At 72.0% G+C, this 15057-nt stretch carries 9 protein-coding genes; 8 read left to right on the top strand and 1 reads right to left on the bottom strand.

The window, feature by feature from the left end; all coding sequences use genetic code 11:
• Nucleotides 1–109: 109 nt before the first annotated feature.
• A complete protein-coding gene (locus ABD793_RS37190) occupies nt 110–589 on the top strand; it encodes an Lrp/AsnC family transcriptional regulator (RefSeq protein WP_344868162.1) in 480 nt (159 codons plus the stop codon).
• A 3-nt stretch (nt 590–592) separates the two neighbouring features.
• On the opposite strand, the gene ABD793_RS37185 is transcribed toward ABD793_RS37190, so the two are convergent.
• Nucleotides 593–886, bottom strand: coding sequence for a DUF3040 domain-containing protein (locus ABD793_RS37185; protein ID WP_344868160.1), 294 nt, complete (start codon nt 884–886; stop codon nt 593–595).
• Nucleotides 887–1046: 160 nt separating this feature from the next.
• Between ABD793_RS37185 and ABD793_RS37180 the strand changes: the two genes are divergently transcribed.
• The 7 genes from ABD793_RS37180 (at nt 1047) to ABD793_RS37150 (ending at nt 15029) form a co-directional block, all read left to right on the top strand.
• Complete coding sequence (locus ABD793_RS37180) at nt 1047–1907, top strand: LLM class F420-dependent oxidoreductase (protein WP_344868158.1); 861 nt, start codon at nt 1047–1049, stop codon at nt 1905–1907.
• Between the two features lie 509 nt (nt 1908–2416).
• A complete protein-coding gene (malQ, locus tag ABD793_RS37175; protein ID WP_344868242.1) occupies nt 2417–4357 on the top strand; it encodes a 4-alpha-glucanotransferase in 1941 nt (646 codons plus the stop codon).
• Between the two features lie 32 nt (nt 4358–4389).
• Complete coding sequence (gene glgX, locus ABD793_RS37170) at nt 4390–6519, top strand: glycogen debranching protein GlgX (protein ID WP_344868157.1); 2130 nt, start codon at nt 4390–4392, stop codon at nt 6517–6519.
• Nucleotides 6516–8798 carry a malto-oligosyltrehalose synthase gene (gene treY, locus ABD793_RS37165; RefSeq protein ID WP_344868155.1) on the top strand — a complete coding sequence of 761 codons (2283 nt, stop codon included), beginning with the start codon at nt 6516–6518 and terminating at the stop codon, nt 8796–8798. Before glgX (ABD793_RS37170) ends, treY begins: the two co-directional genes overlap by 4 nt.
• On the top strand, nt 8795–10513 hold the full coding sequence (gene treZ, locus ABD793_RS37160; RefSeq protein WP_344868240.1) for a malto-oligosyltrehalose trehalohydrolase: 1719 nt from the start codon (nt 8795–8797) through the stop codon (nt 10511–10513). The genes treY and treZ overlap by 4 nt, the downstream gene beginning before the upstream one ends.
• 81 nt (nt 10514–10594) lie before the next feature.
• The gene (glgX, locus tag ABD793_RS37155) at nt 10595–12787 is read left to right on the top strand and encodes a glycogen debranching protein GlgX (protein WP_344868154.1); all 2193 of its coding nucleotides are present in this window, start codon (nt 10595–10597) and stop codon (nt 12785–12787) included.
• Nucleotides 12788–13049: 262 nt separating this feature from the next.
• Nucleotides 13050–15029, top strand: coding sequence for an alpha-1,4-glucan--maltose-1-phosphate maltosyltransferase (locus ABD793_RS37150; RefSeq protein WP_344868153.1), 1980 nt, complete (start codon nt 13050–13052; stop codon nt 15027–15029).
• Nucleotides 15030–15057 lie beyond the last annotated feature (28 nt).

The following is a 15057-nucleotide window of genomic DNA, read 5'->3' as shown; positions in this document are numbered from 1 at the left end:
GAAAGTGAGCTCCAGTCCAGCAGAGCTGGGTATGCTGCTCAACCAGTCCGTCCGGAATTGAGCAGAACGCCCAGAACAGCGCCGTCCGGCGCGGAAAGGACTGCGCACCATGCCCAGTGGCCGGAGGCTCGACGCCACCGACGCCCGCATCCTGCTCGCGCTCGGCCGCGCCCCGCGGGCGACCGCCGTCGCGCTCGCCGACGAGCTCGGGCTGTCCCGCAACACCGTGCAGAGCAGGCTGGCCCGGCTGGAACAGGGCGACGTGCTGCGTTCACCGGAGCACCGGATCGATCCGGCCGCGCTCGGCTACCCGCTCACCGCGTTCGTCACGGTCCAGGTCACCCAGCGGATGCTCGACGAGGTGGGCCGCTCCCTCGCGGCCGTACCGGAGGTGCTGCAGGTGCACGGCTTGACCGGACCGCAGGACCTGCTGGTGCACGTGGTGGCCGCGGACGCCGACGACCTCTACCGGATCGCCGGGCAGATGCTGGAGATCCCCGGCGTCGAGCGCACCAGCAACGCGCTCGTGATGCGCGAGATGGTGCCTTACCGGCTCACCCCGTTGCTGGAGCGCGCGTTCGACCGGTGATGCTCACGCAGTGCTGCCGGTGTCGTGTTCGCGGTCCTGCGGCCGCCGGGCGCGGTGTGCCCAGACGAGGCCGGGCGTGGCGACCAGGCCCCACAGGAACAGCCCGGTGTCTCCGGTGGCCAGACCGAGGATGATCATCAGCAGGACGGTGATGTCCGCGAGGACCAGTGCGGCGAACCAGAGCCGGGACCGTGCGGGCGGCGAGCCGTGGCTCAGCGCGGCCGCGAACTCGGGATCGCTCGCGGCCAGTTCCTCTTCGATCTTCCGCAGTGCGCTGCGGTCGCGATGGGGCAGCATGACCCCCTCCTCGGGCGGGACGGGCCGGTGATGCACTACCAGTGGAGTACCCGGGCGGGGGTGCCGTCAAGCATGGGTTTTGCCGGAATAATCGCGAATCCGCCGGCCTGTGCCGGCCCGCTCGTTGCAAACTGAAACATGTTCTAATATTGTCGTGGTCGTGAGATACGGGATCGTGCTGTTCACCAGCGACCGCGGGATCACCCCGGCGGACGCGGCGCGGGCGGCGGAGACGGCCGGATTCGACACCTTCTACGTGCCCGAGCACACGCACATCCCGATCCGGCGGTCGGCGCCGCATCCGCGGACCGGGGACGCGACCCTGCCCGACGACCGGTACCTGCGCACGCTCGACCCGTGGGTCGCGCTCGCCACCGCGGTGCCGGTGACCTCGCGGATCCGGCTGGCGACCGCGGTCGCGCTGCCGGTGGAGAGCGATCCGATCACGCTGGCCAAGACGATCGCCTCGCTCGACCACCTTTCCGGCGGCCGGGTCACGCTCGGGGTCGGTTTCGGCTGGAACACCGACGAACTCGCCGATCACGGCGTGCCGGGTGCCCGCCGGCGTACCGCGCTGCGCGAGTACCTGACCGCGATGCGCGCGCTGTGGACCGAGGAGGAGGCCAGCCACGAGGGTGAGTTCGTGGAGTTCGGGCCGAGCTGGGCGTGGCCGAAACCGGTGCAGGCACAGGTTCCGGTGCTGGTCGGGGCCGGCGGTACGGAACGCACCTTCGGCTGGATCGCCCGGCACGCCGACGGCTGGCTCACCACACCGTCCGAAGAGGACATCGAGGCGAAGATCGCGCAGCTGCACGGGAGTTGGCGCGCCGAAGGACGGACCGGGGATCCGGAGGTGATCGCGCTCGGCCCGCGCCCCGACCCGGACGGACTGGCCCGGCTCGCGGATGCGGGCGTGACCGAGGTGGTGTTCGGCCTGCCGGACCGCGAACCCGCGGAGGTCGAGGCGTGGCTGGGCCGGCTGGCGGGCAAACTCGAGCGGGCGACGTCCGTGCGCTCCTGACTGCAGCCGCGACACGTCCGGCTGCGGCTGCGGAACATCGTGCGGTGCCTGCGGACGGTCGCGGGCGGGTTCGGCCGATTCAGGGGGTGTCCGGAAGACGGGGTCCGGTGGGTGGTCGCGTGGGATGTCGGGACCGGTCGGGGCGGCGGTGTTGCCGGGGCGGTCGCGGGCGCGTCGGCAGGCCGTTGCCCGCATCCGGGGCAATGGCGCGGGCCGGACCCAGGTCGCCATGCGGTCTCGGGGGCTGAGGCACGCACCGGTGCCACGTGCGTGCAAAAGTGCCCGTCGACCGGACGGTGTCCACTCGAACGAGTGAAGTCCGCCGTCGTGCGTCATGGTGCCGGCGCGGTGCCCTCTGTGTTCGTGTGGCGGTGACCGGCCGGCACGCCCCCCGACTGGCCGGTCACCGCTTCGCCCGGATGGCAGCGGAGGGGCGAATGGCGGACGCGGGTCCGGCCCGCGAGACTGGACCGGTGCTGAGCCCCGTCCCCGGATCCCCGAACGTGACCGTGTCCCCCGAACTGGCCGAACTCGCCGCCGCGCACGGCGTGGCCACCCGTTACGAGAACTCCGACCAGGTCGAGGTGGCGGTCGAGCAGGACATCGTGGTCGCGGTGCTCGCCCAGCTGGACGTCGATGCGGGGACTCCCGAGGCGATCCGGCGCGAACTGGCCGCCGTGCGCCGGGCACGCGCCTCCGCCGAGCTGCCGCCCACCCTCGTGGTGCGCGCCGGGCAGGAGCGGGACCTCGGCCGGACGGCAACCGTCGAGCTGGAGGACGGCACGCTCCGCGACGTCGGCACCGCGCTCCCGGCCGATCTGCCACTGGGCTGGCACCACGTGCTGACCGCGGACCGGCGGATCCCGCTGGCGGTGGTTCCCGGCCGGCTCCCCGCGGTGCCCCCGGCGTGGGGCTGGATGCTGCAGCTCTACGCCCTGCACTCGGCGGAGTCGTGGGGGATGGGCGACTTCGGCGACCTGCGCACGATGGCCTCCCGCTCGGCCGCGGAGCTGGGTGCCGGGGTGCTCCTGGTCAACCCGGTGCAGGCGGTCGCCCCGGCACATCCGGTGGAGCGTTCGCCGTACTCGCCCGCCAGCCGCCGGTTCGCGAACCCGCTGTACCTGCGCGTCACTGACACCGAAGCGTTCCGGCTGGCCGACGGCGAAACCCGGGCGAAGGTCCGCGGCCCCGCGGCCGGTGGCGAGCTGATCGACTACGACGCGGTGTGGACCGCGAAGCGGGACGCCCTCACCCTCCTGCGCCCGTTCGACCCGCGGCCGGTGGAGCTGGACGAGGACCTGCGCGAGTTCGCCACCTTCTGTGCGCTCGCCGAGGTGCACGGCAGCGACTGGCGCGAATGGCCCGAGCCGTTGCGTGCTCCCGGCAGTGCGGAAGTGGCCGCCGCGCGCGAGGAGCTGGCCGACCGGATCGAGTTCCACGGCTGGCTCCAGCGGCTGTGCCACGAACAGCTGGACGACGCCCGCCGCGCCGCGCGCGTGGCCGGGATGCCGGTGGGCGTGGTGCACGATCTGCCGGTCGGCGTCCATCCCGGCGGCGCGGACACCTGGGCGGCACGGGAGGTGTTCGCCGCGGACGTCCGGGTCGGTGCGCCCCCGGACGCGTTCAACCAGCAGGGCCAGGACTGGAACCTGCCGCCGTGGCGCCCCGACCGGCTTGCCGAAGCCGGGTACGGGCCGTTCCGCGACGTCGTGCGCGGCGTGCTCCAGCACGCGGACGGCATCCGCGTGGACCACGTCGCCGGTATGTGGCGGCTGTGGTGGATCCCGCCCGGCGAGCCGGCCGGCCGCGGCACGTACGTGCACTACGACGCCGAAGCGATGCTCGGCGTACTGGCGCTGGAAGCACACCGCGCCGGCGCCGTGGTGGTGGGGGAGGACCTCGGCACGGTCGAGGACGCGGTCACCGAGACCATGCACGAGCGGGGGCTGCTCAGCTCCGCCGTGCTGTGGTTCCAGCGCGACTGGGACGCCCCGGACCAGCCGTTCGTCCGGCCCGCCGAATGGGATCCGGATGCGATGGCCAGCATCTCCACACACGACCTGCCGACGGTCTCCGGCTGGCTCGGCGCGGAGCACGTGCGCGTGCGGTCCGGCCTGGATCTGCTCACCCGCCCGGCGGAGCAGGAGTACGCGGAGGCGGCCGACGAGCGCCGGGCGCTGCTCGAGCTGGTGGCCCGCGAGCACCTCCCGGACGACGATCTCGTGGTCGCACTGCACGCGCTGCTGGCTTCCGCGGCGTCCCGGCTGGTGCTCACCGCGCCCGCCGACGTGATCGGCGAGCGGCGCCAGCCGAACCTGCCCGGCACCGTGGATGAGTACCCTAACTGGCGGATTCCGCTCCCCGTCACCGTCGACGGGTTCTTCGCCGACCCCCGAGTGCGGGCGGCGGTCGCCCCGCTCGCGGCGGCCCGCCCGCTGCCCCGCAGCTGAAGCCCGAACCCGAAGTCCCGAAGGAGAGCCCTGTGCGGCCCTGGCCAGGAACGCCCTACCCCCTCGGCGCCACCTATGACGGCGTGGGAACCAACTTCGCGCTGTTCTCCGAGGTCGCCGACCACGTGGACCTCTGCCTGTTCGACGAGGACGGCACCGAGAGCAGGGCCAGGCTGGAGGAAGTCGACGGCTTCGTGCACCACGGCTACCTGCTCGGCGTCGGGCCGGGGCAGCGCTACGGGTTCCGCGTGCACGGTCCCTACGAGCCCGAGCGCGGCCTGCGCTGCAACCCGCACAAGCTGCTGATCGACCCGTACGCCAAGGCGCTTTCCCGTGGCGTCGACTGGAGCGAGACGCTGTTCGGCTACCACTTCGACGATCCGGAACAGCGCAACGACGACGACTCGGCCGGGCACGTGCCGTACTCGCTCGTGGTGAGCCCGTTCTTCGACTGGGGCAACGACCGCGCGCCGCGCACGCCGTACCACGAGACGGTGATCTACGAGACGCACGTGCGCGGCATGACGATGACGCATCCGTTCGTGCCGGAGCGGCTGCGCGGCACTTACGCCGGGCTGGCGCATCCGGCCGTGGTGGAGCATCTGCAGAAGCTCGGCGTGACCGCGGTCGAGCTGATGCCGGTGCACCAGTTCGTCACCGACCACGGCCTCGATCAGCGCGGCCTGCGCAACTACTGGGGCTACAACACGATCGGCTACTTCGCCCCGCACGACGCGTATACCGCGATGCCGGAACAGGGCGGGCAGGTGCCGGAGTTCAAGGGCATGGTGCGCGCGCTGCACGAGGCGGGCATCGAGGTGATCCTCGACGTGGTCTACAACCACACCGCGGAGGGCAACCACCTCGGCCCGACGTTGTCCATGCGCGGTATCGACAACGAGGCCTACTACCGGCTCGTCGAGGACGATCCGCAGTACTACATGGACTACACCGGCACCGGCAACTCGCTGAACGTGCGCAACCCGCACACCCTGCAGCTGATCATGGATTCGCTGCGGTACTGGGTGACCGAGATGCACGTGGACGGTTTCCGGTTCGACCTCGCCTCCGCGCTCGCCCGCGACTTCTACGACGTGGACCGGCTTTCCACGTTCTTCGACATGGTGCAGCAGGATCCGATCGTGAGCCAGGTGAAGCTGATCGCCGAGCCGTGGGACGTCGGGCCGGGTGGCTACCAGGTGGGCAACTTCCCTCCGGTGTGGACCGAGTGGAACGGGCAGTACCGCGACACCGTGCGCGACTTCTGGCGTGGCGAACCGTCCACCCTCGGCGAGTTCGCCTCGCGGATCAGCGGGTCCGCGGACCTGTACCAGGACGACGGCCGCCGTCCGTTCGCCTCGATCAACTTCGTCACCGCGCACGACGGCTTCACGCTCACCGATCTGGTGTCCTACAACGAAAAGCACAACGAGGCCAACGGCGAGGACAACCGCGACGGCGCGGACGACAACCGTTCGTGGAACTGCGGGGTGGAAGGCCCCTCCGACGACGCCGAGGTGCTCGCCTTGCGGGCCCGCCAGCGCCGCAACCTGCTGGCCACCCTGCTGCTGTCGCAGGGAGTGCCGATGCTGCTGCACGGCGACGAGATGGGCCGCACCCAGCAGGGCAACAACAACGCCTACTGCCAGGACACCGAACTGTCCTGGATGGACTGGGACCTCGCCGCCGAGAACACCGGCCTGGTCGGGTTCACCGCCGCGCTGACCGCGTTCCGCAAGGCGCATCCGGTGTTCCGGCGCCGCCGGTTCTTCCAGGGCAAGCCGGTGCGCAAAGGCGCGGAACTGGGCGACATCGCCTGGTTCACCCCGGCCGGCGAGGTGATGACCGAGCAGAACTGGGACGACGGCTTCGGCAAGTCGATGGTGATCTTCCTCAACGGCGAGGGCATCCCCGATCTGGACCCGCGTGGCATGCCGGTGTCCGACGACTCGTTCCTGCTGGCCTTCAACGCCTATTGGGAGGACATCGCGATGACGTTGCCCGGCAACGGCTACGGTCGCGAGTGGACGGTGGTGGTGGACACCGCGACCGGTGAGGTGGACGGCACCGGCACCGAACCGGTCGAGGGCGGCGGGAAGTTCACGCTCGCCGCGCGTTCGCTGGTCGTGCTGCAGCGCACCGCCACCGAGGAGGACGCATGAGCGTGCCTTCCTCGACCTACCGCGTGCAGCTGCGTCCGGAGTTCGGTTTCCGGGCTGCCGCCGAGATCGTGGACTACCTGCGAGAGCTGGGCGCCGGTGCGCTCTACGGGTCGCCGGTGCTCGATGCCACGCCCGGATCCACGCACGGCTACGACGTCACCGACCCGACCCAGGCCCGTCCGGAGCTGGGTGGCGAATCGGAGCGGAAAGCGCTCTCGGCGCGGCTGAAGGACGCCGGGCTCGGGTTTGTGGTCGACATCGTGCCGAACCACATGTCCGTCGAGGTGCCGAAGGCCAACCGGTGGTGGTGGGACGTGCTGCGGCACGGGCGTGCCTCGGAGTACGCCGGGTTCTTCGACATCGACTGGACCCGCGGCCGGTTGCTGCTGCCGGTGCTCGGCGACGATGCCGCGGTGGCCGAGCTGACCGTGGACGGGGACGAACTCGTCTACTACGAGCACCGGTTCCCGATCGCACCCGGTACCGGCGAGGGCACGCCGCAGGAGGTGCACGAGCGCCAGCACTACGAGCTCGCCGGCTGGCGGCGCGGCAACCGGGAGCTGAACTACCGGCGGTTCTTCGACATCACGAACCTGGCCGCGGTGTCGGTGGAACGGCCGGAGGTGTTCGCCGAAACGCACGGTGAGGTGCTGCGCTGGGTTTCCGACGGCGAGGTGACCGGACTGCGGGTGGACCATCCGGACGGGCTCGCCGACCCCGGCGGGTACCTGCGCCGGCTGCGGACCGGGGCGCCCGGTGCGTGGCTGGTGGTGGAGAAGATCCTGCACCCGGGCGAATCGCTGCCGCAGAGCTGGCCGGTGGACGGGACCACCGGGTACGACGCGTTGCGCGAGATCGGCGGCGTGTTCGTCGATCCGGCCGCGGAGCCGGTGTTCACCCGGCTGGCCGCGGAACAGGGCGCGCGCACCGGCTACGCCGAAGTCGAGCAGCGGTCGCGGCGGCTGGTCACCGACGACATCCTGGTCGCCGAGGTGCACCGGATCGCCGCGCTGCTCAACGGCGTCGACGCCGCGGCGGCCCGTGCCGCAGTGGCCGAGGTGCTGATCGCGTTCCCGGTCTACCGCTCGTACCTGCCGGAGGGCGCCGCGCACTGGGCGGCCGCGCTCGAACGCGCCCGCGAGCGGCGTCCGGAACTCGCTCCGGCGTTCGACGCGCTCGACAGCCGGGTGCGGGGCGCGCCGGACGGCGAGCTGGCCACCCGGATCCAGCAGACCTCCGGCATGGTCGTGGCGAAAGGCACCGAGGACACCACGTTCTACCGGTTCACCCGCTTCGCCGCGCTGAACGAGGTCGGCGGCAGCCCGGACCGGTTCGGCCTGGACGTCGCGGGCTTCCACGCTCTGGCCGCCGGTCGGGCCGCCGCGCAGCCGTCCACCATGACCACACTGACCACGCACGACACCAAACGTTCCGAGGACACCCGCGCCCGGCTCGCCGCGTTGTCCGAAGTGGCCGAAGAATTCGCCGCCGCGGTGCGCCGGTGGAGCGCGCGGCGGGGAATCGACGAACCGGCGCTGAACCTGCTGGCCTGGCAGACGCTCGTGGCGGCCTGGCCGATCTCGCCGCGGCGGCTGCGCGGCTATCTCGACAAGGCCGCCAAGGAGGCGAAGCTCCGCACCAGCTGGACCGAGCACGACGAGGAGTTCGAGCGCGCCGTCGAGGCGTGGCCGGACGAGGTGCTCGGCGACGCCGGACTGGCCGCGGACGTCGAGGCGTTCGTCGCCCGCGTGCGCGGCGCGGGCTGGTCGAACTCGCTCGGCCAGAAGCTCGTGCAGCTGGCCGGGCCCGGGGTGCCGGACGTGTACCAGGGCACCGAGCTGTGGGATCTGTCGCTGGTCGATCCGGACAACCGGCGGGAGGTCGGCTACCGCGCGCGCCGGGAGATCCTGGACCGCGTGCGGGCAGGCGAGCAGCCGGAGATCGACGAGACCGGCGCGGCGAAACTCCTGGTCGTGCACAAGGCGCTCACGGCCCGCCGGGACCGGCCGGAGCTGTTCACCGGATACCGTCCGCTGCACGGTGAGGGAGTGGCCGCCGATCACCTGCTCGCGTTCGAACGCGGCGGGCGGCTGGCGGTGGCGGCGACCCGGTTGCCGCTCGGGCTCGAGCGCTCGGGCGGCTGGCGGGACACCGTGCTGCCGCTGCGGGCCGGCACCTGGACCGACCTGCTCACCGGCCGCGCGGTCGGCGACGCACCGCGCGTGGCCGCCCTGTTCGACCGTTATCCGGTGGCGCTGCTGGTCCGGGAGGAATCCTGATGTTCACCGTGTGGGCACCCGCGGCCGACCGGGTACGGGTGCGGGTCGACGGCACCGACCACGCGATGACCGCCGGGCAGGGCGGCTGGTGGCAGGCCGAGGTCACCGGGACCGACTACGCCTTCCTGCTCGGGGACGACGACCGGCCGCTGCCGGATCCGCGCTCGCTGCGCCAGCCACACGGCGTGCACGAGGCGTCGCGGACCTATCAGCACGCCGAGTTCGCGTGGACCGACCGGTCCTGGACCGGACGGCAGCTGCCCGGTGGCGTCCTCTACGAACTGCACCTGGGCACCTTCACCGGGGCCGGCACGTTCGACGCGGCGATCGAGCGCCTCGGCCACCTCGTCGAGCTCGGCATCACGCACGTCGAGCTGCTGCCGGTGAACTCCTTCGACGGCACCGCCGGATGGGGCTACGACGGCGTGCTGTGGGGTGCGGTGCACGAGCCCTACGGCGGTCCGGACGGGCTCAAGCGGTTCGTCGACGCCTGCCACGCGCGCGGTCTCGCCGTGCTGCTCGACGTGGTCTACAACCACCTCGGCCCGTCCGGTGCGTACCTCGACCGGTTCGGGCCGTACTTCGCCGGGCGCACCGACTGGGGTGCCGGGCTCAACCTCGACGGCCCCGGCTCGGACGAGGTGCGCCGCTACGTGCTGGACAACGCGCTGGGCTGGCTGCGCGACTTCCACGTGGACGGGCTGCGGCTCGACGCGGTGCACGCGCTGGTCGACAAGCGCGCGACGCACCTGCTGGAGGAGCTGGCCGTCGAGGTCGAGGCGCTGTCCACGGCACTCGGCCGTCCGCTCACGCTGATCGCCGAGTCCGACCTGAACGACCCGAAGCTCGTCACCAGCCGGGACGGCGGCGGCTACGGCCTGCACGCGCAGTGGTCCGACGACCTGCACCACGCACTGCACGTGCGGCTCACCGGCGAGACCACCGGGTACTACCCGGACTTCGCCACCCCGGACGCGCTGGCGAAAACCCTGCGCGAGGTGTTCTTCCACGCCGGCACCTGGTCGTCGTTCCGCGAGCGCACGCACGGACGGCCGGTCGACACCCGGGTGCTGCCCGGCCACCGGTTCCTCGGCTACCTGCAGGACCACGACCAGATCGGCAACCGCGCGGCAGGCGACCGGCTGTCCGCGACCGTGCCGGCGGGGCTGCTGGCCACCGCCGCGGCGGTGGTGTTCTGCTCGCCGTACACCCCGATGCTGTTCATGGGCGAGGAGTGGGCGGCGAGCACGCCGTGGCAGTTCTTCGCGTCGTTCCCGGATCCGGAGCTGGCCGAGGCGGTGCGCACCGGGCGGCGGCGCGAGTTCGCCCGGCACGGCTGGGTCGAGGCCGACGTGCCGGACCCGATGGACCCGGCCACCGTCGCGCGCTCGCGGCTGGACTGGACCGAACCGGAGCAGGACGGCCACCGCGAGATGCTGGCGCTCTACCGGACGCTGATCCGGCTCCGCAGGCAGCGCCCCGAACTGGCCGATCCCCGGCTGGACCGGCTGGTCGTGGCGGCCGCGCCGGACGGCTCGTGGCTGGTCCTGCACCGCGGCGCGCTCCGGCTGGCCTGCAACTTCGGCCCGGTTCCCGCCACTGTCCCGCTGGACGGGACACCGGGGGAGGTGCTCGCGGCCTGGGGCGCGCCCGGCCTCGAAGGATCTTCGGCACGGCTGGCCCCGCAGTCGTTCGCACTGGTCAGCACCGGCTGAGCGGGCAGGCCCGCGGTACCGGCGGGGAAGTTCCACCGGGAGCCGGAGCCGGGCGGGCGCCGGATTTGGAAGGATCGGCCCATGGCTATCCGACCCGCACCCGGCACTCAGGTCCTCGCCGGCCGTCCGTTCCCGCTCGGCGCCCACCCGGAGGCGGGCGGCGTCCGCTTCGCGGTCACCTCGGCCGTCGCCGACGCGGTCGAGGTGTGCCTGATCGGCGACGACGGGACGGAGCGGCGGATCGAGCTGCCCGAGCGCACCTTCGGCGTGTGGCACGGGCTGGTCCCCGGCGTCACGGTCGGCCAGCGCTACGGCTACCGGGTGCACGGGCCCTACGATCCGGCCCGCGGCCTGCGCTGCAATCCGGCGAAGCTGCTCGTGGACCCGTACGCGCACCGGATCACCGGCCGGCTCACCGACCTGGCCGCCGCACAGGGCTTCACCGGCGACCCCGACCGCGGTCCGATGTCCACTGTGGACTCACTGGGCAGTGTGCCGCTGTCGGTGGTCAGCTCGCCCGGCGGGCCGGAGACCGGGAACAAGCCGGAGGTGCCGTTCGAGGAGTCGGTGTTCTACGAGGTGCACGTGAAGGGGTTCACCGCGCAGCACCCGTTCATCCCGGAGGCGCTGCGCGGCACCTACCTCGGCCTGGCGCATCCGGTGGCGATCGAACACCTGGCCCGGCTCGGCGTGACCGCGGTGGAACTGCTGCCGGTGCACGCGTTCGCCGACGAGCCCGCGCTGATCCGCGCCGGACGGCACAACTACTGGGGCTACTCGCCGCTGGGCTACTTCGCGCCGCATCCGGACTACGCCAGCGAACCCGGCCGGGAGGTCGAGGAGTTCCGCACGATGGTGGCCGCCCTGCACGGGGCGGGCATCGAGGTGATCCTCGACGTGGTCTTCAACCACACCTGCGAGGGCGGGCCGGACGGTCCGACGCTGTCCCTGCGCGGGCTCGACGCGCCCGCGTACTACCTGCACAACCGGCGCGGGCAGCCGGCCGACCTGACCGGATGCGGCAACACGCTCGACGCCGGTTCGCCCGCGGTGGTCCGGCTGGTGACCGACTCGCTGCGGTACTGGACGCAGGAGCTGGGCGTGGACGGGTTCCGGTTCGACCTGGCGAGCACGCTCGGCCGCCCGCGCGGCGGCGGGTTCGACCGTGAATCCACCATGCTCACCGCGATCACCACCGATCCAGTGCTTTCGCGGTGCAAGCTGATCGCCGAACCGTGGGACGCGACCGCGGAGGGCTACCAGGTCGGCGGCTTCGGGCTGCAGTGGGCGGAGTGGAACGGCCGGTACCGCGACACCGTGCGCGACTTCTGGCGCGGCGCCACCGGCGTGCGCGATCTCGCCTACCGGCTGTCCGGCTCGTCGGATCTCTACGACCACAACCTGCGCCGGCCGTGGCAGTCGATCAACTTCGTGACCGCGCACGACGGATTCACCCTGCAGGATCTGGTGTCCTACAACGAAAAGCACAATGAGGCCAACGGCGAGGACAACCGCGACGGCACGACCGACAACCGCTCGTGGAACCACGGCGCGGAGGGCGGGACCGACGATCCGGCGATCATCGCGCTGCGTGCCCGCCAGGCCCGCAATCTGCTCGCCACCCTGCTGCTGTCCACCGGCACGCCGATGCTCACCGCGGGCGACGAGATGTCCCGGACCCAGCACGGCAACAACAACGCCTACTGCCTCGACGACGAGACGTCCTGGCTCGACTGGACGCCGGCCGAGACGCCCTCGCCGATGCTCACCTTCGCCCGGCGCGTGGTCCGGCTGCGCGCGGAGAGTCCCGCGCTGCGGCAACCGGAGTTCTTCGAGGGCCGCACCACCCCCACCGGCGAACCCGATCTGGTCTGGCTGCGCCCGGACGGCGAGGAGTTCGACGAGGTGGACTGGTTCGACGAGGACCGGCACACGCTGTGCATGTGGATCGACGGCTCGAACAGCCAGGCCCGCAACCGCGAGGGCGCGCTGGTCACCGACCATTCCTGGCTGCTGATACTGCACGCGGGTGCCGAGCCGGTGGACGTGGTGCTGCCGGGGCCCGAATACGGCGAGACGTTCAAGCCGACGCTGGACACCGGAACCGCGGACGGCAGCCCGGCGAACCCCGGCGTACTGGAACCGAAGTCGACGATCCGCGTGCAGGCGCGGTCCCTGCAGCTGCTGCGCGCGCCGCGGGATCTGCTGGTGCACCCGGAAGTCCCGGAAAGCCCGGAAGCCGTGGGGAATTCGGCAGCACCGGAAACCCCGTAACGCCGGTGACCCGGTGGCCGGGCCGCCGGACGGGCCGGGTTCGCCGGGACGTCCGGGGCCCTGCCGGAAGCCCGTGCCGGAAGGCCGTGCGGCAAGCCCGGCCGGAAAATCCGGCTCCGCCCCCCGATCGGAGCTGCGTTCGCCCGACCGGGTGGTGCCGGATACCGAAAAAGGCCCCGCTGTCAAGGGCTTTGCGGGAATCAGGCACACTGAGCGTGCTCGCGTCCGCACAGTCCGATCACAGCGAAAAAGGGGCGTTGCCATGTCCGGCCGGCTCGGGATCGACGACGTCACGCCCCTCGTCAGTGCTGGCCGGTATCCGGCCAAAGCCGTTGTGGGAGAACACTTTCCGGTCACCGCCACGGTCTGGCGGGAGGGCCACGACGCGGTCGCGGCCACGGTCAGCTGGCGGGGACCCGGCGACCGGGTCTCCCGGCAGGCCCGGATGACCGAACAGGGCCGCGGGCTCGACCGGTTCGGTGCGGTGCTCGTGCCGGACGCGGAGGGCATGTGGACCTACCGGGTGGACGCGTGGAGCGACCCGTGGACCACCTGGGAGCACGCGGCCGAGGTGAAGATCGCCGCCGGGCAGGGGCCGGACGAACTCGCCAACGATCTGGAGACCGGTGCCCGGCTGCTGGAGCGCGTCTCGCGCCGGCCCGACCGGCGTGCCGAGCGCGCACTGCTCGCCGGCGCCGCGGCCGCGCTGCGCGACGAGCACCGCACCCTCGCCGAGCGGGTCGGCCCGGCGCTGGCGCCGCAGGTCCGGCAGATCATGCACGAGTTCCCGGTGCGGGAGCTGATCACCAAGGGCCGTGCGCTGAAACTGTGGGTCGACCGGCGCCGCGCCGCGTTCGGCTCGTGGTACGAGTTCTTCCCGCGTTCCACCGGCGGGGTGGACGCGCAGGGCAAGGCCGTGCACGGCACCTTCGGCACCGCCGCGCGCGAGCTGGACCGGATCGCCGGCCTGGGGTTCGACGTCGTCTACCTGCCGCCGGTGCACCCGATCGGCCGGGTGAACCGCAAGGGCCCCAACAACATCCTCACCGCGACCCCGGACGACGTCGGCTCGCCGTGGGCGATCGGCGCGGACGAGGGCGGCCACGACGCGATCCACCCGCAGCTGGGCACCGAGGAGGAGTTCGACGCCTTCGTCGCGCGGGCGAGCGAGCTCGGCATGGAGGTCGCGCTGGATCTGGCGCTGCAGGCCGCGCCGGATCACCCGTGGGTGCTCAAGCATCCGGAGTTCTTCACCACCCGCCCGGACGGCAGCATCGCCTACGCGGAGAACCCGCCGAAGAAGTACCAGGACATCTACCCGGTCAACTTCGACAACGATCCGCGCGCGGTCTACGCCGAGGTGCTGCGCGTCGTGCTGCACTGGGTGGCACACGGGGTGCGCATCTTCCGGGTGGACAACCCGCACACCAAGCCACCGGACTTCTGGACCTGGTTGATCCAGTCGGTCAAGGACGCGCATCCGGACGTGCTGTTCCTCGCCGAGGCGTTCACCCGCCCGGCCCGGCTGTGGGGACTGGCGAAACTCGGCTTCACCCAGAGCTACACCTACTTCACCTGGCGGACCACCAAGGAGGAGCTGGTCGAGTTCGGCGTCGATCTGCTGGCGCACTGGGACCACGGCAGGCCGAACCTGTTCGTGAACACCCCGGACATCCTGCACGAATCCCTGCAGCACGGCGGTCCCGGCATGTTCGCGCTGCGCGCGGCGCTGGCCGCCACGATGTCGCCGACCTGGGGGGTCTACTCCGGCTACGAGCTGTTCGAGAGCGAGCCGGTCCGGCCGGGCAGCGAGGAGTACCTCGACTCGGAGAAGTACCAGCTGCGCCCGCGTGACTTCGCCGGCGCGCTCGCGCAGGGGCGGTCGCTGGAGCCCTGGATTGCCCGGCTGAACGCGATCCGCCGCGCGCATCCGGCGTTGCAGGGCATGCGGTCGCTGCGGTTCCAGCATGTCGACAACGACGCGCTGATCGCCTATTCGAAGCAGGATCCGGCGACCGGCGACACCGTGGTCACGGTGGTGAACCTCGATCCGCACGGCGCGCAGGAGGGCACCCTGTGGCTCGACCTGCCCGCGCTCGGCTTCGACTGGCCGGAGCGGCTGATCGCGCACGACGAGGTCACCGGCGACACCTGGGACTGGGGCCAGGCGAACTTCGTGCGGCTCGAACCGTGGCGGGTGGTCGCGCACGTGGTCTCGCTGCGCCGCAGGCTCGCGGACTGACCCGGCGGAGCTCGCCCACCCTGCACGT

It is taken from the genome of Amycolatopsis ultiminotia, assembly GCF_039536925.1.
Taxonomy (GTDB): Bacteria; Actinomycetota; Actinomycetes; order Mycobacteriales; family Pseudonocardiaceae; genus Amycolatopsis; species Amycolatopsis ultiminotia.
Note: the sequence above shows the minus strand (reverse complement) of the source record. Positions and strands in the feature narration are given on the sequence as shown.

What these genes read in the sequence shown, in the direction of transcription:
- ABD793_RS37190 (WP_344868162.1), top strand. Translation starts at nt 110, where the DNA reads ATGCCCAGTGGCCGGAGGCTCGACGCCACCGACGCCCGCATCCTGCTC.
- ABD793_RS37185 (WP_344868160.1), bottom strand. Translation starts at nt 886, where the DNA reads ATGCTGCCCCATCGCGACCGCAGCGCACTGCGGAAGATCGAAGAGGAA.
- treY (WP_344868155.1), top strand. Translation starts at nt 6,516, where the DNA reads ATGAGCGTGCCTTCCTCGACCTACCGCGTGCAGCTGCGTCCGGAGTTC.
- glgX (WP_344868154.1), top strand. Translation starts at nt 10,595, where the DNA reads ATGGCTATCCGACCCGCACCCGGCACTCAGGTCCTCGCCGGCCGTCCG.
- ABD793_RS37150 (WP_344868153.1), top strand. Translation starts at nt 13,050, where the DNA reads ATGTCCGGCCGGCTCGGGATCGACGACGTCACGCCCCTCGTCAGTGCT.